Origin of the sequence: Arthrobacter hankyongi (assembly GCF_022012395.1) — a bacterium.
GTDB lineage: Bacteria > Actinomycetota > Actinomycetes > Actinomycetales > Micrococcaceae > Crystallibacter > Crystallibacter hankyongi.
Genome location: NZ_JAKLTQ010000012.1, coordinates 29479 through 50077, shown reverse-complemented (window position 1 = coordinate 50077; position 20599 = coordinate 29479). Strand labels below are relative to the sequence as shown.

At 68.6% G+C, this 20599-nt stretch carries 20 protein-coding genes; 15 read left to right on the top strand and 5 right to left on the bottom strand.

What is annotated here, in order from left to right; genetic code table 11:
• Positions 1 to 23: 23 nt before the first annotated feature.
• The gene (locus tag LVY72_RS15230) at positions 24 to 1427 is read right to left on the bottom strand and encodes an aspartate aminotransferase family protein (protein ID WP_237822364.1); all 1404 of its coding nucleotides are present in this window, start codon (positions 1425 to 1427) and stop codon (positions 24 to 26) included.
• A complete protein-coding gene (locus tag LVY72_RS15225) occupies positions 1424 to 1903 on the bottom strand; it encodes an Lrp/AsnC family transcriptional regulator (RefSeq protein ID WP_269092553.1) in 480 nt (159 codons plus the stop codon). The genes LVY72_RS15230 and LVY72_RS15225 overlap by 4 nt, the downstream gene beginning before the upstream one ends.
• Before the next feature lie 216 nt (positions 1904 to 2119).
• On the opposite strand from LVY72_RS15225, the gene LVY72_RS15220 reads away from it, so the two are divergent.
• The 8 genes from LVY72_RS15220 to LVY72_RS15185 all read left to right on the top strand — a co-directional run bounded on the left by LVY72_RS15220 (position 2120) and on the right by LVY72_RS15185 (position 10318).
• Positions 2120 to 3337, top strand: a complete 1218-nt coding sequence (locus LVY72_RS15220) for an ABC transporter substrate-binding protein (protein ID WP_237822363.1) — start codon at positions 2120 to 2122, stop codon at positions 3335 to 3337.
• Positions 3337 to 4503 carry an ABC transporter ATP-binding protein gene (locus LVY72_RS15215; RefSeq protein ID WP_237822361.1) on the top strand — a complete coding sequence of 389 codons (1167 nt, stop codon included), beginning with the start codon at positions 3337 to 3339 and terminating at the stop codon, positions 4501 to 4503. The genes LVY72_RS15220 and LVY72_RS15215 overlap by 1 nt, the downstream gene beginning before the upstream one ends.
• Positions 4500 to 5423 (top strand): ABC transporter permease, encoded by a 924-nt coding sequence (locus LVY72_RS15210; RefSeq protein ID WP_237822359.1) that lies wholly within the window; start codon positions 4500 to 4502, stop codon positions 5421 to 5423. Before LVY72_RS15215 ends, LVY72_RS15210 begins: the two co-directional genes overlap by 4 nt.
• Before the next feature lie 9 nt (positions 5424 to 5432).
• Positions 5433 to 6230 (top strand): ABC transporter permease, encoded by a 798-nt coding sequence (locus tag LVY72_RS15205; RefSeq protein WP_237822357.1) that lies wholly within the window; start codon positions 5433 to 5435, stop codon positions 6228 to 6230.
• Positions 6231 to 6258: 28 nt separating this feature from the next.
• Positions 6259 to 6597 carry a YnfA family protein gene (locus tag LVY72_RS15200; protein ID WP_237822355.1) on the top strand — a complete coding sequence of 113 codons (339 nt, stop codon included), beginning with the start codon at positions 6259 to 6261 and terminating at the stop codon, positions 6595 to 6597.
• A gap of 80 nt (positions 6598 to 6677) precedes the next feature.
• Positions 6678 to 7451, top strand: a complete 774-nt coding sequence (locus tag LVY72_RS15195) for an SGNH/GDSL hydrolase family protein (RefSeq protein ID WP_237822353.1) — start codon at positions 6678 to 6680, stop codon at positions 7449 to 7451.
• A gap of 170 nt (positions 7452 to 7621) precedes the next feature.
• Positions 7622 to 8368: a VIT1/CCC1 transporter family protein gene (locus tag LVY72_RS15190; protein ID WP_237822351.1), complete on the top strand. Its 747-nt coding sequence runs from the start codon at positions 7622 to 7624 to the stop codon at positions 8366 to 8368.
• A gap of 360 nt (positions 8369 to 8728) precedes the next feature.
• A complete protein-coding gene (locus tag LVY72_RS15185; RefSeq protein ID WP_237822349.1) occupies positions 8729 to 10318 on the top strand; it encodes an MFS transporter in 1590 nt (529 codons plus the stop codon).
• Positions 10319 to 10384: 66 nt separating this feature from the next.
• Here LVY72_RS15185 and LVY72_RS15180 read toward each other — a convergent pair whose 3' ends face one another.
• Positions 10385 to 11017, bottom strand: coding sequence for an NADPH-dependent F420 reductase (locus LVY72_RS15180; RefSeq protein WP_237822347.1), 633 nt, complete (start codon positions 11015 to 11017; stop codon positions 10385 to 10387).
• A 123-nt stretch (positions 11018 to 11140) separates the two neighbouring features.
• On the opposite strand from LVY72_RS15180, the gene LVY72_RS15175 reads away from it, so the two are divergent.
• The 7 genes from LVY72_RS15175 to LVY72_RS15145 all read left to right on the top strand — a co-directional run bounded on the left by LVY72_RS15175 (position 11141) and on the right by LVY72_RS15145 (position 17562).
• Positions 11141 to 11632 (top strand): MarR family winged helix-turn-helix transcriptional regulator, encoded by a 492-nt coding sequence (locus LVY72_RS15175; protein WP_237822345.1) that lies wholly within the window; start codon positions 11141 to 11143, stop codon positions 11630 to 11632.
• Between the two features lie 321 nt (positions 11633 to 11953).
• Positions 11954 to 12190, top strand: a complete 237-nt coding sequence (gene rpmB / locus LVY72_RS15170) for a 50S ribosomal protein L28 (RefSeq protein ID WP_005266312.1) — start codon at positions 11954 to 11956, stop codon at positions 12188 to 12190.
• Complete coding sequence (rpmG, locus tag LVY72_RS15165) at positions 12190 to 12357, top strand: 50S ribosomal protein L33 (protein WP_149955989.1); 168 nt, start codon at positions 12190 to 12192, stop codon at positions 12355 to 12357. Before rpmB ends, rpmG begins: the two co-directional genes overlap by 1 nt.
• A gap of 4 nt (positions 12358 to 12361) precedes the next feature.
• Positions 12362 to 12667, top strand: coding sequence for a 30S ribosomal protein S14 (gene rpsN, locus LVY72_RS15160; RefSeq protein ID WP_237822343.1), 306 nt, complete (start codon positions 12362 to 12364; stop codon positions 12665 to 12667).
• Between the two features lie 245 nt (positions 12668 to 12912).
• Positions 12913 to 13197, top strand: coding sequence for an HU family DNA-binding protein (locus LVY72_RS15155; RefSeq protein WP_237822341.1), 285 nt, complete (start codon positions 12913 to 12915; stop codon positions 13195 to 13197).
• 112 nt (positions 13198 to 13309) lie between these two features.
• On the top strand, positions 13310 to 15529 hold the full coding sequence (locus LVY72_RS15150; protein ID WP_372463716.1) for a bifunctional copper resistance protein CopD/cytochrome c oxidase assembly protein: 2220 nt from the start codon (positions 13310 to 13312) through the stop codon (positions 15527 to 15529).
• Positions 15526 to 17562: an NHL domain-containing thioredoxin family protein gene (locus LVY72_RS15145; protein WP_237822339.1), complete on the top strand. Its 2037-nt coding sequence runs from the start codon at positions 15526 to 15528 to the stop codon at positions 17560 to 17562. The genes LVY72_RS15150 and LVY72_RS15145 overlap by 4 nt, the downstream gene beginning before the upstream one ends.
• A gap of 268 nt (positions 17563 to 17830) precedes the next feature.
• On the opposite strand, the gene LVY72_RS15140 is transcribed toward LVY72_RS15145, so the two are convergent.
• Both LVY72_RS15140 and LVY72_RS15135 read right to left on the bottom strand, forming a co-directional pair.
• Positions 17831 to 18811, bottom strand: a complete 981-nt coding sequence (locus tag LVY72_RS15140; RefSeq protein WP_237822337.1) for a hypothetical protein — start codon at positions 18809 to 18811, stop codon at positions 17831 to 17833.
• Between the two features lie 76 nt (positions 18812 to 18887).
• Positions 18888 to 20573, bottom strand: coding sequence for a helicase HerA-like domain-containing protein (locus LVY72_RS15135; protein WP_237822335.1), 1686 nt, complete (start codon positions 20571 to 20573; stop codon positions 18888 to 18890).
• Positions 20574 to 20599 lie beyond the last annotated feature (26 nt).

Sequence of the window (20599 nt, the reverse complement as noted above, 5' to 3'; positions counted from 1 at the left end):
GGGACGCGCTGCCCGGCCGGCCCTCAGAGGTGGTTCAGCCCTTCGGTCAGGACCGAGCGCAGGATCTGCTCGATCGCATCGAACTCGCTCTGGCCGATGGTCAGCGGCGGGGCCAGCTGGATCACCGGATCCCCGCGGTCGTCGGCCCGGCAGTACAGCCCGGCGTCGAACAGCGCAGTGGAGAGGTAGCCGCGCAGCAGGCGCTCGGATTCCTCGTCCGTGAAGGTTTCCTTGGTGGCCTTGTCCTTGACCAGCTCGATCCCGTAGAAATACCCCTCGCCGCGGACGTCTCCGACGATGGGCAGGTCCAGCAGCCGTTCCAAGCTGGCGCGGAAGGCCGGGGCGTTGTCCTTCACGCGCTGGTTGAGGCTCTCGCGCTCGAAGATGTCCAGGTTCGCCATGGCGACGGCGGCGGAGACCGGGTGCCCGCCGAAGGTGTAGCCGTGGTAGAAGGTGGTGTCGCCGTGCTGGAACGGCTCGAACAGCCTGTCCGAGGCGATCATGGCACCGATCGGGGAGTAGCCGCTGGTCAGGCCCTTGGCGCAGGTGATGATATCCGGCACGTAGCCGAAGTCCTCGCAGGCGAACATCGAGCCGATGCGGCCGAAGGCGCAGATGACCTCGTCCGAGACGAGCAGCACGTCGTACTCGTCGCAGATCTCGCGCACCCGCTGGAAGTAGCCCGGCGGCGGCGGGAAGCAGCCGCCGGAGTTCTGCACCGGTTCCAGGAACACCGCGGCCACGGATTCGGGGCCCTCGAACTCGATTGCCTCGCGGATGCGCTCGGCGGCCCAGAGTCCGAAGGCAGCAGGATCCTCCAGTCCTTCCGGGGCACGGTACTGGTTGGTGTTGGGCACCCGGAAGGTGCCTGGCACCAGCGGTTCGAACGGGGTCTTCATCCCCGGGATGGAGGTGATGGCCAGCGCGCCCTGCGGGGTGCCGTGGTAGGCGACGGCGCGGGAGACCACCTTGGTCTTGCCGGGTTTTCCCTTGAGCTTGAAATACTGCTTGGCCAGCTTCCAAGCCGATTCCACCGCCTCGCCGCCGCCGGTGGTGAAGAAGACGCGGTTCAGGTCGCCGGGGGCATAGTGGGCCAGCCGTTCGGCCAAATCGATGGCCGGTTCGTGGGCATAGGACCACAGCGGCATGAAGGCCAGGTCCTTCGCCTGCCGTGCTGCGGCCTCGGCCAGTTCCTGGCGGCCGTGGCCGGCCTGGACCACAAAAAGCCCGGCCAGGCCGTCGATGTATTCGCGGCCCTGGTCGTCGTAGATCAGGTGGCCCTCGCCGCGGGTGATCACCGGCACGGTGCCGCCGGCCGCCAGCGGCGCGTGGCGGGCCATGTGCATCCACAGGTGGTCGCGGGCGGCTTGCTGGCGGTCGGTGCCGCGCGGCGTAAGGGAGGACTTGCTGGTCGTGGTTTGAGTCATCGTGTTCCCCAGTTGTATTCCTGCTTGCGCAGGGACAGGTACATGAACGTTTCGGTGCTGCGCACGCCGGGGATGCTGCGGATCTGGTTGACCAGCAGCATCAGGTCGTGGTCGTTCTCGCAGACCACTTCGGCAAGGATGTCGAAGGATCCCGCGGTGACCAGGCAGTAGTCCACCTGCGGGATCGCCGCTATTTCATCCGACACCGCCAGCAGGTCCGCCTCGGCCTTGACGCCGAGCATGGCCTGCCGGGAGAAGCCCAGCTGCATCGGATCAGTCACGGCGACGATCTGCATGATGCCGCCGTCCATCAGCTTCTGGACCCGCTGCCGCACGGCCGCCTCGGACAGTCCTACCGCTTTGCCGATGGCGGCATAGGACCGCCTGCCGTCCTCCTGCAGCTGTTCGATAATCGCTTTGGAAACCGCGTCAATGCCGCTGTTGGCCGCCGGACTGCCCGCAGGCTGCGATGTCAAAGGTATCCACCTCCCGCACTTCCTCGATGATCTGGCTGCTATTCAATCTCCGGAATCGATTGAACACAAGGCCTTTAGCAACGAAATAAGCAGATTATGAAGTGTAGTAGTTCTGGATCAGTTGCGTAACGAAATATTTACAACTAAAACCCTTGCCGCCGCTGTTGCCCTCTGGAAGTATCTTCGGCACATGCGCCTAGCGAACTGGAGGACCAGATGCCCAAGCGACTTCCCGAGGACCCGGTGCTGCGCCGGCTGGTTTCCGCACAGCTATCCCGCCGCAACGTCCTTCTCGGCGCGGGCGGCCTGACGCTGGCGTCCCTGCTGGCTGCGTGCGGCACCTCGGGAAGCGGCAAGGCCGCCGACCCCGGCGCCAAGCCGGCCGCGGCGCAGGATCTGTCCGCTTCCCAGAAGGAAGTGAACTGGGCCAACTGGACGCTGTACCTGGACTACGACGACAAGACCGGGAAGTACCCGTCGCTGGAGGCGTTCTCCAAGGCCAGCGGGATCAAGGCCGGCTATGCCGAGGACATCGACGGCAACGACACCTACTTCGGCAAGGTCCAGGCCCAGCTGGCCGCCGGGCAGGACATCGGCCAGGACATCATCACGCTCACGGACTGGATGGCGGCGCGGCTGATCCGGCTCGGCTATACCCAGGAGCTGGACCGGGCGAACATCCCGAATGCCGCCAATCTGCTGGCGACCCTGCAGAAGGTGGACTTCGATCCGGGCCGGACCCATTCGCTGACGTGGCAGTCCGGCTTCGCCGGGATCGCCTGGAACAAGGAGGCAGTCCCCGGCGGCCTGAGGAAGGTGTCCGACCTGTGGCAGCCGGAGCTGAAGGGCCGGGTGGAAGTCCTGGACGAGATGCGCGACACGATGGGACTGCTCATGCTCGAAGACGGTGTCGACATCGCCGGCAGCTGGGGCAGCACGGAGTTCGACAAGGCGCTGGAGGTGCTCAACAAGCAGATCGCGGACGGCCAGATCCGCCAGGTCAAGGGCAACTCGTACAAGGAGGACCTGATCTCCGGGGATGCGCTGGCGGTGATCTGCTGGTCGGGGGACATCACCCAACTGAACTTCGAGGAAGGCAACAAATGGGAGTTTGCCATCCCGGAAGCCGGCTGCACGCTCTGGTCGGACAACCTGATGGTGCCCATCGGCTCCCCGCACAAGGCCAACGCCGAGGCCGTGATGGACTACTACTATGACCCGGTGAACGCGGCCACGGTGGCCGCCTACGTGAACTACATCAGCCCGGTACAGGGCGCCCGCGCGGCGATGGAGAAGATCGATCCATCGCTGGTGGACAACCCGCTGATCTTCCCCTCCGACGAGGACCTCGCCCGGGCCCACGTCTTCCGGACGCTCAGCGCGGACGAGGAAACGGACTTCAGCGACCGCTTCCAGCAGGCGATCGGCAACTGATGACCCAGCACGAGCTCAAAACGGCCCCGGAACCCGCCGGCGCGGCGGCCGGCGGCGCGGACCTTTCGCTGGCCTCGGTAACCAAACGGTTCGCGGACTTCGTGGCCGTGGACAACCTGGACCTGACCATCCCGGCCGGATCGTTCTTCGCCCTGCTGGGCCCGTCCGGCTGCGGCAAGACCACGACGCTGCGCATGGTGGCAGGCCTGGAGCAGCCCACGTCCGGGCAGATCATGATCGGCGGCCGGGACCTGACCGGAACCGGCGCCCACGAACGGCCGGTCAACACCGTCTTCCAGAACTATGCCCTGTTCCCGCACATGAGCGTGCTGGACAACGTGGCCTTCGGCCTCAAGCGCCGCAGGGTCCGTGACGCGCAGGCCCAGGCCAAGGCGGCGCTCGAGTTGGTGGAGCTGGGCCATCTGGGCGCACGCCGGCCCGGGCAGCTCTCCGGCGGCCAGCAGCAGCGGGTGGCGCTGGCCCGGGCGGTGGTCAACCGTCCCGCGGTGCTGCTGCTGGACGAACCGCTGGGGGCGCTGGACCTGAAACTGCGGCGCCAGATGCAGGTGGAGCTGAAGAAGATCCAGACCGAGGTGGGGCTGACCTTTGTGCACGTCACGCACGACCAGGACGAGGCCATGACCATGGCGGACACCGTGGCCGTGATGAACGGCGGCAGGGTGGAGCAGTTGGGCGCACCGCGGGACCTCTACGAACTGCCGCGCACCGCGTTCGTGGCCAATTTCCTGGGCAAGTCGAACCTGATCGCCGGCGACGTCGTCGAAGACCGGGGCGACGCCGTCGTCGTCGCCGCCGGCGGACACCGGCTGGCGGTCCGTAAGGACCGCGCCGCAGCCCACCACGGCCGGGCGGTGGTAGGCATCCGGCCGGAGAAGCTGAAGATCCTGTGGCCGGTGGACGCGCCCGGAACGGACACGAACCTGCTGCGCGGGCGCGTGCTGGACACCTCCTTCACCGGCGTGAGCACCGAGTACCTGGTGGCCGTGCCCGGCATCGGCACGCTGGGCGTCTTCAGCCAGAACCACGGGCAGCAGCTGGCCCGGCCGGGGGACGAAGTCGTGCTGGCCTGGGACACCGGGCACGCCTTCGGGCTCCGCGGCGACGAGGACACCAGCGCCGGCGCCGCCGAGGCGGCGGACGGATGAGCCTGCTTGCCGCCCGGCGTCCGGCCGGAACGGGCAGCGTTCAGGAGCGCGCCGCGGACAGGCGCCGGGGCCGGACCGGCTACTGGCTCATCCTGCCCGGCTTCGTCTTTATGCTCCTGTTCTTCGTGCTGCCGGTGTTTTCGCTGCTGGCCACCTCGCTGTACACCAAGCCGCCGGGGGCGGACATCGGCCAGTTCGCCCCGGCGCTGGAATTCGGCAACTACGTGGTGGTGCTGCAGAATTACTGGCCGGAACTGCTGCGCTCCTTCGCCTTCGCGCTGGTGGCCACCGCAGCGGCCCTGCTGATCGGGTACCCGATGGCCTATCTGGTGGCCGTGCGGCTGCGCGGGCGCAAGCTGCTGCAGGGGATCCTGCTGGTGCTGATCATCGCCCCGTTCTTCACCAGCTTCATCCTGCGCACCCAGGCCTGGAAGCAGATCCTCGCCGACGAGGGTCCGGTGGTGCAGGTGCTGCGGGCACTGTCCCTGCTGCCGCAGGACGGGCGGCTGACCGCGACGGCGTTCGCGGTGGTGTGCGGGCTGACCTACAACTTCCTGCCGTTCATGACGCTGCCGATCTACGCGAACCTCGAGCGGCTGGACACGCGGCTGATCGAAGCCGGCTCGGACCTGTATGCCGGCGGCTTCACCACCTTCCGCACCGTGACCCTGCCGCTGTCCATGCCCGGGGTCCTCGCCGGCACGCTGCTGACCTTCATCCCGGCTTCCGGCGACTACGTCAATGCCGCGCTGCTGGGCAACAACCAGGACACCACCATGATCGGCCAGGTGATCGATTCCCGGTTCTTCCGCGTGGTCGACTACCCCGGCGCCGCGGCGCTGTCCTTCATCCTGATGCTGGCCATCCTGGTTTTGGTCACACTGTATGTCCGCCGCTTCGGCACCAAGGACCTGGTCTAGGAGGCCCGGATGAAAACGACCATCGGCCGCTGGCTGGTCCCGGTCTTCGGCGGGCTCGCCTTTATCTTCCTGCTGGTGCCGGTCGCCTACGTCTTTGCTTTTTCCTTCAACGACGCCGGCCGCACCAACCTCAGCTGGCGCGGCTTCACGCTGGAGAACTGGCTCAATCCCTGCGGGGCGCCCGCGGTCTGCGAGGCCCTGGGCAACAGCCTGCAGATCGGCGCCATCGCCACCGTGCTGGCCACCGCCCTGGGCACCGCGATCGCGATCGGCCTGGTCCGCTACCGGTTCCGGCTCAACGCCACGGCGAACATGCTCATCTTCCTGCCGCTGGCCACACCGGAGGTGGTGCTGGGGGCTTCGCTGCTGGCCCAGTTCCTGAACATCGGTGCCGAGCTGGGCCTGGGCACCATCATCATTGCCCACACCATGTTCTGCATTTCCTTCGTGGTGGTCACGGTCAAGGCGCGGGTGGCGAGCCTGGACCCGAAACTGGAGGAAGCGGCGTCGGACCTGTACGCCTCGCCCCTGCAGGCCTTCTGGCGGGTGACTTTCCCGCTGCTGCTGCCCGGCATCGTTGCCGCTGCACTGCTGGCGTTCGCGATGAGCTTCGACGACTTCATCATCACCAACTTCAACTCCGGCAATGTGACCACGTTCCCGAAGTTCATCTACGTTTCGGCCACCCGCGGCATCCCCGCCCAGGCCAACGTCATCGGCTCGGCCATGTTCATCATCGCCCTGGCCATCGTCATCGGCGGGCAGATCCTGTCCCACCGCCGGGCCAGGACGCTGGCCGCCCGCTGACCGCCCCAGGATGCGGGAGACTGGTCCGGTGACCATTGCCAAATCCGTTCTCCTGTTCGTCCTCGCCGCCGTCGCCGAAATCGGCGGCGCCTGGCTGATCTGGCAGGCCGTCCGCGAAGGGCGCCCCTGGTGGCTCGCCGGGCTGGGCATCATGGCCCTGGGCGCGTACGGTTTCATCGCGGCACTGCAGCCGGATGCGCACTTCGGCCGGGTGCTGGCCTCCTACGGCGGGATCTTCATCGCCGGCTCGCTGGCCTGGGGCATCCTGGTGGACGGCTTTCGGCCGGACCGCTGGGACCTGGCCGGCGCGGCCATCGCGCTCGCCGGCGTCGCGGTGATCATGTACGCACCCCGCAGCAGCGCCTGACCCCCCCAGCTCCCATCGACTGGGGTCGGGGTGGGGAGGTGGGGCGAGTTGTTGACGCGGCGATTTGTTAATCTGTTCGGGTGACATTCACCGAACGTTTCGTTGCCCTGGGGGATTCCTTTACCGAAGGCGTCGGGGACGAGGACCTGCTGCTGCCCAACGGGGTGCGCGGCTGGGCGGACCGGGTGGCGGAGCAGCTGATGCTCGCCGACACCAACTGGGGCTATGCCAACCTGGCGGTCCGCGGCAAGAAGATCGGCCAGGTTCTGGCCGAGCAGCTCGACGCAGCGCTGGCCCTGCAGCCGACCCTGGTTTCGTTGTACGCCGGGGGCAACGACATCCTGCGGCCGAAGGTGGACATCGACGAACTGATGGCGGCGTATGACGACGGCGTGGCGCGGCTGGCCGCCTCCGGCGCCCGGGTGCTGCTGTTCACCGGATTCGACTCGGCCAAGTCGGCGGTCTTCGGCCGGACCCGGGGCCGCACGGCCATCTACAACGAATGGGTGCGGGAGATCGCGGACCGGCACGGCACGCTGCTGCTGGACTACTGGCGGCTGCGCGAATTCCAGGACCGGCGCTACTGGGCCGAGGACCGGCTGCACATGTCCACGGCCGGCCATACGCTGATGGCCAAGCGCGTCCTCGAGGTGCTCCAGGCCGAAGACGTCATCGCCATGCCGCAGCTGCCGGCCTTGGCCACCTTGTCCCGGCGGGCCGCCTTCGCCGCGGACGCGCAGTGGGTGCGCCGGCATCTGGCTCCGTGGGTCGGCCGACGGCTGCGTGGGCAGTCCTCCGGGGACTCGCTGACCGCGAAGTACCCGCAGCTGACCGGGCTGCATCCGGTCAGCTAGCTAGCGTTCTCCGCCTGCCCCGCCGCGGGCGAAGCGATAAGAGAGTGGCCAGGGGTCCCCGCGCGCGAAGCGTGTGGGGCAGGCCGCGAACGGGGAAAGTGCGGCGCGGTAGGACTGAGGACTGCCTGTCCTCGCTGGCGGGCCTGCGGGTTAAGTGCTTCGCTGATGCTATGAGCAGCCAGCCCAACCTCCAGGCGGACGGACCACAGCAGCACGGAAACGAGCCGCACGCGATCGAAGGCCTGGCCGCCCGGCTGAACTGGCTGCGGGCCGGGGTGCTCGGCGCGAACGACGGCATCGTCTCCGTCGCTGCCATGGTGGTCGGCGTGGCCGGTGCGACCACGGATTTCGGCACCCTGCTGGCGGCCGGCCTCGCCGCGGTGATCGGCGGTGCCATTTCGATGGCGCTGGGCGAGTACGTCTCGGTCTCCAGTTCCAAGGACAGCCAGACAGCCCTGATCGCCAAGGAAACCCGCGAGCTGCGCGAACAGCCCGAGGAGGAGCTGTCCGAGCTGGCCGCGCTGTACCAGGCCAAGGGCGTGAGCGAGGCAACGGCCATCCAGGTCGCCAAGGAACTGACCGCGCACGACGCGCTCGCCGCGCACCTGGATGCCGAACTGAATATCCGCGAGGAGGACGTGGCCAGTCCGTGGCATGCGGCCATTGCTTCGTTCATCGCCTTCGTGGCCGGGGCCGTCCTGCCGCTGCTGGCCATCCTGCTGCCGCCGGAGCCGCTGCGTGTGCCGATCACTTTCATCGCGACGCTGCTGGCCCTGGCCATCACCGGCGCGCTGGGCGCCTACCTGGGCGGGGCCCGGATCGGCCGGGCCACGATCCGGGTGGTGCTCGGCGGGGCGCTGGCCCTGCTGGCCACGTTCCTGATCGGCTCCTGGCTGGGGGTTTCCGGGGTGGTTTGACCGCCCCTGCCGCCGACATTTGCCCGGCCGACACACCGCCGTCCGGCCGAATGTGGCGGACTTCATAAAAATTGATTCGTGTCCTTCTTGCCTTCCGGCCGGCTGTCGTGCTTCGCCGGGTGCCGGATTCCGCGCGCTGCCGGGGAACCAGCGGGTGCCGGCAGCCTCTGCCTGCGGGCACCCCGGCGGCCGGCGCGCGGTGGCCGGCAGCCGCCGATCGGGCCGGCCAGAGCCCAAAAAACGGGTCCGCGCCGAGGGTGAAACGCTGTATCTCGCTAAACTGGATGGCCTGTCCGGAAGCCGAACATGCTCCGGCGAGTGCTAGTCACGTGCAAATGACCTCGATGAGAGAAGGCCCAAATGCCGAAAGACACCCATCCAACCCCGCCGGCAGCGGCACCCGATCAAGGTGTCCCGGCGGATCCCGGTGCGGCCCGGTCCGGCCGCCGTCCGGCGCTGAAGATGCGCAAGCGGAAGCTGCGCGTCGATGACGTGAACGTCGTCGAAAGGCCGATGCTGCGCAAGGCCGTCGGCGGCACCGTGGTCGGCAACGGCATGGAGTGGTTCGATTTCGGCATTTACGGGTACCTGGCCGTCACCATGGGCCAGCTGTTCTTTGCCGGCGGCGAAGAAGGCTCCGGACTGCTGGGCAGCCTGGCGGTCTTCGCCGCCAGCTTCGTGGTCCGCCCGGTCGGCGGGCTGGTCTTCGGCCGGCTGGGGGACCGGATCGGGCGGCAGCGGACGCTTGCGCTGACCATGATCATGATGGCGGCCTCCACCTTTGCCATCGGGCTGCTGCCCACCTACGCGGCCATCGGCGGCTGGGCTACCGTGCTGCTGGTGCTCTGCCGCCTGGTCCAGGGCTTTTCCACCGGCGGCGAGTACGCCGGCGCCACCACGTTCGTCAGCGAGTACGCGCCGGATAAGCGCCGCGGCTTCCTGGCCAGCATCCTGGATACGGGCAGCTACCTGGGCTTCGCCCTGGGCGCCGTTGTGGTGGCCGTCCTGCAGCTCGGCCTGGGCAACGAGGCCATGCTGGCCTGGGGCTGGCGCATTCCGTTCCTGCTGGCCGGCCCGCTGGGCCTGATCGGCCTGTACTTCCGGATGCGGATCGAGGAGTCCCCGGCCTTCCAGGCCGCCCAGGACGCCCAGGAGGACAAGACCAAGGCCGCGGTCGCGGAGGGTCCGAAGACCTACCGGCAGATCATCGCCGGCTACTGGCGGCCGATCGTGCTGGCCATGCTGCTGGTGGCCGCGGGCAATACCGTGGGCTACGCGCTGACCTCGTACATGCCCACCTACCTGCAGCAGACCATGGGCTATGACGCGTTCCAAGGCACGCTGCTGACCATCCCGGTGCTGGTGCTGCTCTCCGCCGCCATTCCGCTGACCGGCCGGCTCTCCGACCGGATCGGCCGCCGGCCGGTGCTGCTGGTCGGCTCGGTCATCACCATTGTGCTGGGCATTCCGGCGTTCCTGCTGATCGGCGTGGGCCAGATGTGGGCCACGCTGCTGGGCCTGGCCATCCTGGGCGCGGCCACGGCGTTCTACGTCGGTAACCTGGCCTCGGCGCTGCCGGCGCTGTTCCCCACGTCCAGCCGCTACGGTTCAATGGGCATCGCCTACAACTTCGCCGTGGCGATCTTCGGCGGCACGACGCCGCTGATCACCCAGTCCCTGATCCAGGCCACGGGCAACGAGCTGATGCCGGCCTTCTACCTGGTCATCATGTCCGTCTTCGGCCTGTTCGCTATCTGGCGGATCCCGGAGAGCGCCAAGCGGCCTCTGCCCGGCTGCATGCCGTCCGTCGATACGACGGCGGAGGCCCGGGAACTGGTGGCCGGCCAGGACAGCAACCCGCTGCTGGATGTGGACAGTATGCCGCTGCCGCTGATCCCGGTGCCGGCCGCTGCCCACGCCGGGCGTCGGCTGGAGCCGGCCGTCTCCTAGCGGAACGGGACCCGAACCAGCAGGTCCGCACCCGGCCGGGTGCGGACCTGCTGCCGTCCGCGCGGACTACCGGATCAGTTTCAGGGCGGTGTCCCAGTTGAACTCGTTGTCCGGATTCGCGGACAGACCCATGGCCAGCAGTTGGATGCCCTCGAGTTCGCGCGCATGGCGCAGTCCGCCGACGTCGAGCGGCCGCAGTCCCGCGGCGGTGGCGAATTCGGCGACCTTGGCCTTGGCGTCCGCCGAGTCGCCGGCGATGAACACGTCCAGGGGTTGGCCGGCCACCGCGCCGGCCATCAGGGTGCCGGCGAACGTGGTGTTGAAGGCCTTGACCACGTCCCCGCCGGTCAACTTGGCGATCTCCTGGGCCGCGGAGGTGTCGGCTGGCACCACGAGCGAGTCGAAGGTCTGGGTATCGACCGGGTTGCAGATGTCCACGATGATCTTGCCGGCCAGGGCGTCGTTGTAGGCGGAGACGACCTCCTTGGCGGCGTCGAACCACAGCGCCAGGACCACGATGTCCCCGGCCGGCGGCTCGGCGGTGGTGCCGGACAGCGTGTCCCCACCCAGCTCCTGGGCCAGGGCCTCGGCACCTTCCGCGTCGCGGCCGAGGATCTGCAGCGACTTGCCCGCCGCCACGGCGCGGGTACCGATCCCGCGGGCCATGTTCCCGTTGCCGATGATGGTGATGTCAGTCATGAGCGCTCCCTACCGAAGGGCCGGCCGGGCTGGCCGGACTGCCACCTAGGAATCTAGACCCAGACAGCCCGGGAGGCCAGAGGCGGAAGGTTGAAGGATCAAGTTTTGTGGCAGAATGGAATCATGACTGATGCACGCTGGCTCGACCCGGAGGAACGGCAGGCCTGGCTGGCCCTGCTGGCCGTCACCACCCTGCTGCCCGGCAGCCTGGACGGGACGCTGCAGCGCCAGGGCCGGCTGACGCTCTTCGACTATACCGTGCTGGCGATGCTGTCCGAGGCCGAGGGCCGGTGCCTGCCGATGAGCGAACTGGCCTCGCGCACCTACTCTTCCCTGTCCCGGCTCTCGCACGTGGTCAAGAAGCTGGAGCAGCGCGGCTGGGTGGCCCGAAGCCAATCCCGGGAGGATGCCCGGGTGACCACCGCGGCGCTCACCGAGGACGGGTATGCGGCGATCGAGCGGCTGGCGCCATGCCATGTCGAATCCGTGCGGCAGACCATCTTCGACGGGCTGGACCGCCGCGATGTGGCGGATATGGAGCGCATCGGCAAGAAGATCGTGCAGCGGCTGGAGCCCACCAGCTGGGTGCTGCGCGAGCCGCGCCTGAACAGCTGAAGCGCCGGCCCCGGCCGGAGCCTGCCCGGTTTGGACGAATCCCCGCCGGGTACTAGGATAGAGGGGCGTTGAGTCACGCGACCGAGGCTTCCGCATGTCCTGCATGCGGAAGAAGAGGTTGTATGGCGACCCGGACCTTCACCGTCTTCCACGCGTCGAGGCACTTCGGCTGGATCTCACCCCGCCAGGTTAACCTCCGGAAAGTCGCAGTAATAACGGTGTCACAACTGGTGACGGGCGCTTCATACGCAGATTCAGGGGCAGCAATGCCGCTGTAACTGTAGTGGCCCGTCAATATTTACTACTACTGGAGGAGAGATCATGGCAGCATACTGCCAGGTGACCGGAGCCAAGCCTGGCTTCGGGCACAGCATTTCGCACTCGCACCGCCGCACCAAGCGCCGGTTCGACCCGAACATTCAGAAGAAGCGCTACTGGGTTCCGTCCCTGCGCCGCAATGTCACGCTGCAGGTTTCCGCCCGCGGCATCAAGACCATCGACGTGCGCGGTATTGATGCCGTCGTCGCCGAGCTGCTCGCGAAGGGTGTGAAGCTCTAGTGGCCAAGGATAAGGACGTACGTCCGATCATCAAGCTCAAGTCCACCGCGGGTACCGGTTTCACCTACGTCACCCGCAAGAACCGCCGTAACGATCCGGACCGCATGGTCCTGAAGAAGTACGACCCGGTGATCCGCAAGCACGTCGAATTCCGAGAGGAGCGCTAAGCACATGGCCAAAAAGTCCAAGATTGCCCGCAACGAGCAGCGCAAGCTTGTTGTGGAGCGCTACGCGGAAAAGCGTCTGGAACTGAAGAAGACCCTGGTCGACGCGAACGCCAGCGACGAGGCCCGCGAAGCCGCCCGCCTGGGCCTGCAGAAGCTGCCCCGCAACGCTTCCCCGGTCCGTCTGCGCAACCGCGACCAGATCGACGGCCGCCCGCGCGGTACCTTCCAGAAGTTCGGCATCTCCCGCGTGCGCTTCCGCAACATGGCGCACGCCGGCGAACTGCCCGGCATCAAGAAGTCCAGCTGGTAGGAACCGGCCGGGCTTCGCACCCACGCCTGACAAGGGGCGGCGGTCTTCGGACCGCCGCCCCTTGCGCGTCCGCGGCCCCGGCAGGTGCCGAAAAATGACGCCGAATCGTCGAAAATCCCCGAAAAGTCGCAGAAATCCGCGGGTTTTGCCGGTCCGCAGTGGATCAAGCTGGTAAGTTTTCGCTCAGTAGCTTTTCACGTCCGTGGAAGGCTCGGACCGAACCAAGCAGTCCAGGAGGACAAAAATTGGCTATCAACCGCAGTGAACTCGTTGCAGCAGTGGCAGAGAAGACCGGCAGCAGCCAGAAGACCGTAAACGAAGTTCTGGACTCCGTCTTCGACCTGTTCGCGACCTCCGTGGCCAAGGGCGAGAAGATCACCATCCCGGGCTGGCTCGCCGTCGAGCGCACCGACCGCGCTGCCCGCACCGGCCGCAACCCGCAGACCGGCGAAACCATCCAGATCGCTGCCGGCCACAGCGTCAAGCTGACCGCCGGTTCGAAGCTGAAGGCTGCCGTTTCCACCAAGTAAGCGCACAGCTTCCGCCAGGGGCTGCCCGATCCATCGGGCGGCCCCTGGGCGTTTAACCGTCTAACCAACGGCCGATTCGCGCCCCGCCCGGCATGCCGGGAGAATAGAGTGCGTGGCAGTATCCAAAAACACCCAGACGTCTCCGCGGCCGGGCTCCGCTCCGGCGGCTCCGGAAGCCGCACCAGGCTGGACGTCCCTCGGCTCCGGCGGCATCGGCAGGCTGTGGCTGCTGGCCGCCGCCGCCGTCGTTGCCGTGGCCCTCGTGGCCGCGCTGACGTATTCGGGCGCAGCCGCCACCCGGGCGCTCTCGGACCCCGGCGCGCTGACGCGCTGGGCCCTGCCCCTGGCCAAAAGCATCCACAATCTCTCCGCCGCCGCGGTGATCGGCGCCTTGGTGTTCGCCGTCGGCATCCTGCCGCCGCGGCTGCGCCGGCCCGGGCGCGGCCGGACCGGTGCGCAGGACGACGGCGGAGGCGAGCATCCGGCATTCACCCGCACCTTGACGCTGGCCGCCGGCGCGGCGATTGCCTGGACGGTCTCCGCCGTGGCGGTGCTGGTCCTGTCCTTCTCCGATATCGCCGGCCAGCCGCTGAGCGCCGATCCGTCCTTCACCTCGGCGCTGGTGGGCTACATGACGGATATTTCCACCGGCCGGGCCTGGCTTGCCGTGACAATCAGCGCGGCGATCGTCGCCACGCTGGTGTTCGGGGTCCGGTCGGTCGGCGAGCTCGCCGGTACGCTGGCGCTGGCCGTGGTCGGCGGACTGGTGCCGCTGGCGCTGATCGGCCACTCGGCGGGCGGCGACGACCACTACGGCGCCGTGAACTCGATCGGACTGCACCTGATCGGGGTCTGCCTGTGGGTGGGCGGCATCATCGTGCTGGCGGTCATCTCCGGAACGCTGGGGTCCAAGGACATCACCGCCGTGGTGCTCCGGCGGTTCTCCGCGCTGGCCGTGTTCAGCTTCTTCCTGGTCTTCCTCTCCGGACTGGTCAATGCTTCCATCCGGATCACCTCGCTGTCCCAGCTGGCCACGCCGTATGGTTCGCTGGTGGTCTTCAAGGCCCTGGCCACGCTGCTGCTGGGGCTGATCGGCTTCATGCACCGGCAGTGGATCATCCCGCAGCTGGGCAGCAAGCCGGCCGCCCGGGTGCTCTGGCAGCTGGTCACTGTCGAACTGCTGATCATGGGGGCAGTTTCCGGGGTCGCCGTCGCCCTGGCCCGGACGGCACCGCCGAAACCCGAAACGGCCCCGGTGGACGCCTCCCCGGCCCGCATCCTCACCGGCTACGAGCTGCCGCCGGAGCTGACCGACGGCCGCTGGTTCACCGAGTGGCGCTTCGACTGGCTCTGGGTCGCCATCGTGCTCACCGCCGCCACCACCTACCTGCTGGGCATGATCAAGCTGTACCGGCGCGGGGACTCCTGGCCGGTGCTGCGGGGCGTGAGCTGGCTGGTCGGGCTGGCGGCACTGAGCTACGTCACCTCGGGCGCGCCGGCCGTCTACGGCATGGTGCTGTTCAGCGCCCACATGGTGGGCCACATGGCCCTGACCATGGTGGTGCCTCTGTTCCTGGTCCTGGGTGCCCCGGTCACGCTGGCGCTGAAGGCGCTGAGCCCGCGCCCGGACGGCAGCCGCGGCGCGCGCGAGTGGATCCTGTGGCTGGTGCATTCGAAATACGCGGCCTTCATCACGCATCCGCTGGTGGCCGCGGCGAACTTCGCCGGCTCGATCATCATCTTCTACTACACGCCGATCTTCGGCTTTGCGCTGCGCGAGCATGTGGGCCACGAGCTGATGAACGTGCACTTCCTGATTACCGGCTACCTGTTCGTGCTCTCGATGATCGGCCAGGACCCGGTGCCGCGGCGGGCCCCCTACCCGCTGCGGCTGATCCTGCTCTTCGCCACGATGGCGTTCCACGCCTTCTTCGGCGTGGCGCTGACCAGCTCCACCTCGCTGATCCAGGCATCGTGGTTCGGGAACATGGGCCGGGCCTGGGGCCCGGACGCCATGGCGGACCAGCAGATCGGCGGCGCCGTGATGTGGGGCATCGGCGAAATCCCCACGCTCTGCGTGGCCATCGGCGTCGCGTACATGTGGTCGCGCTCGGATGCGCGCGAAACAAAGCGTAATGACCGGGCGGCCGATCGGAATAACGACGCCGACCTGGCTGCTTACAACGATATGTTTGCCCGGCTGGCCCGGCAGGACGCACGCCTGGTGCCGCCCGGCGGGCCGCGGCCGGCAGCACCGGCGGACAGCGGCCCGGAGCCGGCCCCCGCACCGACGACCGACGAAACCAGCAGGATCCAAGGAGAAACCAGATGACCGAGGCCGATACCTCCCTCCGCAGCAACTACCGGGTGCGTGCATCCGAACTGGTGGGCCGGAACTGGCTCAACACCGGCGGCAAACAGTTGGGTCTCGAGGACCTGCGCGGCAAAATCGTGCTGTTGGATTTTTGGACTTTCTGCTGCATCAACTGCCTGCATGTGCTGGACGAGCTGCGCCCGCTGGAGGAAAAGTACCGGGACGTGCTGGTCACCGTGGGCGTGCATTCGCCCAAGTTCGAGCATGAGGCGGACCCGGTGGCGCTGGCCGCCGCCGTCGAACGCTACGAGATCCACCACCCGGTCCTGGACGATCCGGAGCTGGACACCTGGCAGGCTTACTCGGCCCGGGCCTGGCCGACGCTGGTGGTGGTGGACCCGGAGGGCTACATTGTGGCGCACCTCTCCGGCGAAGGCCACGCCGGCGGCCTTGCCTCGCTGCTGGAGGAACTGGTGGCCGAGCACGAGGCCAAGGGCACGCTGCACCGCGGCGACGGCCCGTACGTGCCCGCCGAGTCCACCGCCGGGGACCTGCGCTTCCCGGGCAAGGTCATCGCCCTGCCGGACGGCGTCGGGTCCGCGGGGGAGAGCTTCCTGGTCGGGGACACCGGGCACCACAGGCTGGTGGAACTGGCCCCGGACCTGGCCACCGTGCTCACGGTCTACGGCTCCGGCGAGAAGGGCTGGGCCGACGGCGCCGCCGGCCAGGCCCGCTTCAACGAGCCGCAGGGCCTGGCCCTGCTGCCTGCGGAGGTACGCGCGCAGGCCGGGTACGACGTCGTCGTGGCCGATTCGGTCAACCACCGCCTGCGCGGGCTGAACCTGGCCACCGGCGAAGTCACCACCGTGGCCGGCAACGGCGTGCAGCGCCTGCTCGACGCCGACAACCAGCGGGCCGCGGCCGCCGGCGCGCAGGCCGGGCCCGGCTCCGAGGCGGACGAGGCCGGCGCCGGCGAGGACCTGGGCGAGGAACTGGCGGAAGCGATTTCCACGGCACCGCGGCTGGGCGCCGACCCGCTGAGCGTCTCGCTCAGCTCGCCCTGGGACGTGCTCTGGTCTGCCAAGCTGGGCAAACTGGTGGTGGCCATGGCCGGGGTGCACCAGATCTTCGCCTTCGACCCGGCCACCGGCGCCGTCGAAATCCTCGCCGGCACCGGGCTGGAAGGCCTGCTGGACGGGGAGGCGAACGCCGCCTGGTTCGCCCAGTCCTCCGGGCTGGCCGAGGACGCCGAGGGCAACATCTGGGTGGCGGACTCGGAAACTTCGGCCCTGCGGGTGATCTCCTTCGTGGAGGTCCGCGGCGAGGAACGGGGACAGGTGCACACCGCCATCGGCACCGGCCTGTTCGACTTCGGCTTCCGGGACGGCGAGGCCGGCCAGGCGCGCCTGCAGCACCCGCTCGGCGTGGCCGTGCTGCCGGACGGCTCCGTGGCGGTCGCGGACACCTACAACGGCGCGGTCCGCCGCTACGACCCGGCCACCAGGACCGTCTCCACGCTGGCCCGCGGCCTGGCCGAACCCTCCGACGTGCTGCTGGACGACTCGGCCGTTGCCAGCGGCGGGGAGCCGCTGCTGCTGGTGGTGGAGGCCAACCGGCACCAGCTGGTGCGCGTCCCGATCCCCAAGGAAGCCCTGACCGTTGACGAGGGAGCCTCCCAGACCCAGCGGCCGAAGACCGAGGTGTCGCCCGGCCCGCTGGCCCTGACCGTGCGCTTCGCCGCGCCGAAGGGGCAGAAGCTCGATGACCGCTGGGGGGATCCGACCCAGCTGAAGATCTCCGCGTCGCCGGAGAACCTGCTGGTCTCCGGGGCGGGCACCTCCACCGGCCTGGTCCGCGAGCTGGTGCTGGCCGCGGATGTGCCCGAAGGCGTCCTGCACATCACCGCCCGGGCGGCCGCGTGCGACGGCGAGCCCGGCGGCGAGATTCCGGACCATGCGGCCTGCCACCTGTACCAGCAGGACTGGGGCATCCCCGTGGTGCTGGGCCAGGGCACGGCCGAGCTCACGCTGGACCTGCGCGGCCTGGACTAAGCCCGCCCAGCCCGTCGGAGGGCCTCCCCGCAGCCCGGCTGCGGGGAGGCCCTCCGGTTTTCGACGCCGGCGGCCGGCCGTGCCGTCAGCGGTTCCGTCGTGTCCGGTTTCGGCGGGGACGACGGTTTATCCAGATCCGATCGTTTGGCCGGCTGCTTGGCTCGGCGGCTGTGCACAATCGAGCCTAGGGACATCATTGGCAGCCTGCGGATAGGCGGGGGAGCGGCGGTCAGAAGGGCCCGACGCGCCGGCGCGGTGCGGCTGCGGATCAGTAACTGACCACCGGGGTCAGGGTGACGTCGTCGCCGTCGACGCTCAGCTGGCCGGTGAAGTCGAACTTCTGCTCCAGCTCGCGCGGGACCGCCGCACCCGTGAAGAGGTCGATCTCCACCACCTTCAGCTTCGCGGTGCCGCTGAGCGGCTTGACCACCCAGCTGCCGCGGAAGGGCTCGATCGACACCGTGGGGTACTTGACGATGTCCCAGTCGATGGTGCCGTCCTGCACCCGGTCCAGCGGCAGGCTGAACGGGCACCCGGCCGGCTGCAGCACCTTCTGCTCCGCGCACTGGTCCAGGAATCCCTTGATCTGGCTGTTGGCTTTTTCCACCAGCTTCGGGGTGGGCGCCGTGGCCAGCGACAGCTGCTCCGTGCCGTTGGGATGGTCGATCACGGTTTCCACCGCCGGGGCGGCAAAGTTGTCGCTGGTGAAGTGGGCCTCGTACGAGCCCGGGTAGAACGCGGCGAAGGTCCCCTTTCCGCCCGGCAGCGCCACCCGCGTGCCGTTGAGCGAAGCCTCGGTTTCGTTGACCACCTGCACCTGCAGGGTCGGCAGGGTGGAGGGCACGAAGGACCAGCGGCTGAAGAAGAGCCAGTTGGTGCCGACCTTTTCCAGCTTGAAGGTGGTGCGGTGCTCCCGGCCCTTGATTGTGTAGCTAGCCGGCACGTCCACGTGGGTGGCGTCGGTTTCGACGGCTTCGCCCAGCTGGAGGTTCTCCAGCCCCGCCACCGACTGCTTCAGCGCCTCACCGTCCAGCATGGCCGGGTTGGCATCCGGCAGGCTGGCCCGCAGCAGGCCCAGCGCCTTGCCCCCTTCGCCGTTCTGCAGCGCCTCGATGTAGTCCCTGACCTGCTGCTGCGGCCCGTAGACCTTCGCATTGACCAGTACGATGGCCAAGGCACCGGCCGCAATTGTCAGCATCAGGCACAGCAGCCAGATGGCCACGGTCCTGAGCACGGTCGAGTTTCCCACCCTAATAAGTTACCTGCTCCGTACGGGGTTGCCGGACCACGGCCGGTGGACTGCCGCGGCCGGGCCGCCCCGGTTCCTACCGGCGGCGCCGGCGGGTGCCGAAGAGGCCGCGGGCCAGTTCGCGGCCGAAGGCCGTGGCGGCCTGCACCGCCACATCCATGAACGCACCGGAGGCTCCGCCGTCGCCGGCGGGCGCCGTGGCCGTGGGCTTGCCGGGCCGGTCCCCGGCTCGCGGTTCCGGGGGCGCGGGCCGGGTAGCCGGGCGGCTGGCGGGCCGGCCCAGGATCTGCTCCTCGATCCGGCGGGCCTCGGCGTCGACCGAGGCCTGATCGGTGCCGGACGTGCCTGCCCGCCCGGCACCGGCGGCCGGCCCGGACCCGGCAGCCGGCGTGGCAGGGACGGGCCGGGCGGCCGCCGCCGCAAGCTTTTCCTCGGCGGAAACGCTGTCCACCACCGGCCCGTATTTCGGCAGCAGCGCGGAAGACTCCACCAGTGCGTCCACACTGGCAGCGGGGGAGGGGCCCATGGTGGACTCCGGAGAATACATCCTGGTCCACGCCACCGGGGTGGGCGCCCCGCGTTCGTTCATCACCGTGACCGCGGCCTCGCCGATCCCGGCGGTGGTCAGCACCTCCTCAAGGTCGTAGGCGCTGACCGGGAAGGTGGATACGGTGGCCTTCAGGGCCTTGGCATCGTCCGGGGTGAAGGCGCGCAGGGCGTGCTGGACGCGGTTGGCCAGCTGGCCCAGCACCTCGTCGGGCACGTCCTTGGGCGTCTGGGTCACAAAGAACACGCCGACCCCTTTGGACCGGATCAGCCGCACCGTGGTCATGATGGATTCCAGGAACGCCTTGGACGCGTTGCGGAAGAGCAGGTGCGCCTCGTCCAGGAAGAACACCAGCTTGGGCTGGTCCACGTCCCCCACCTCGGGCAGCTCGGCGAACAGGTCGGCCAGCAGCCACATCATGAAGGTGGAGAACAGCGCCGGCTTGGCCTGCAGCGTGGGCAGCTCCAGGCAGGAGATGATGCCGCGGCCGTCCGGCGCGGTGCGCAGCAGGTCCACCGTGTCGAAGGCGGTTTCACCGAAGAACCGGTCCATCCCCTCGGCTTCCAAAGCCACCAGCTCGCGCAGGATCACCCCGGCAGTGGCCTTGGAAAGCCCGCCCAGGTCCGCCAGCGCCGCCTTGCCCTCGGCCGAGACCAGGAACTGGATCACCGCGCGCAGGTCGGCCAGGTTGTACAGTTCCAGGTCATTGCGGTCCGCGTAGTGGAAGACCAGCTGCAGGCTCGATTCCTGCGTCTCGTTCAGGTCCAGCACGCGGGCGAGCAGCAGCGGTCCGAAATCGGAGATCCGCGCGCGCAGCGGCACGCCCCGGCCGTCCCCGCCGAGCGAGAAGTATTCGACCGGGAAGGACCTGCCCGCCCAGGCCTGGCCGACGCTGCGGGTGCGGGCCAGCAGCTTCCCGCTGCCGGCCGAGGCCGTGGACAACCCGGTCAGGTCGCCCTTGATGTCGGCCAGGAAGACCGGCACACCGTGGGCCGAGAGCTGCTCGGCGATGACCTGCAGCGTGATGGTCTTGCCGGTGCCGGTGGCCCCGGCGATGAGCCCGTGCCGGTTCATCATGGCCAGCGGCAGCCGGATGGCCGCTTCGGGGTGGACTTCGCCGTCCACCAGGGCCGCCCCCAGATTGACCGCGGTGCCCTCGAACGTGTAGCCGCGCTGGAGCTGTGCCACATGCTCCGCGGTGGATATGCTCGCCATGGGAGCCAGCGTACACAGCAGCCGGG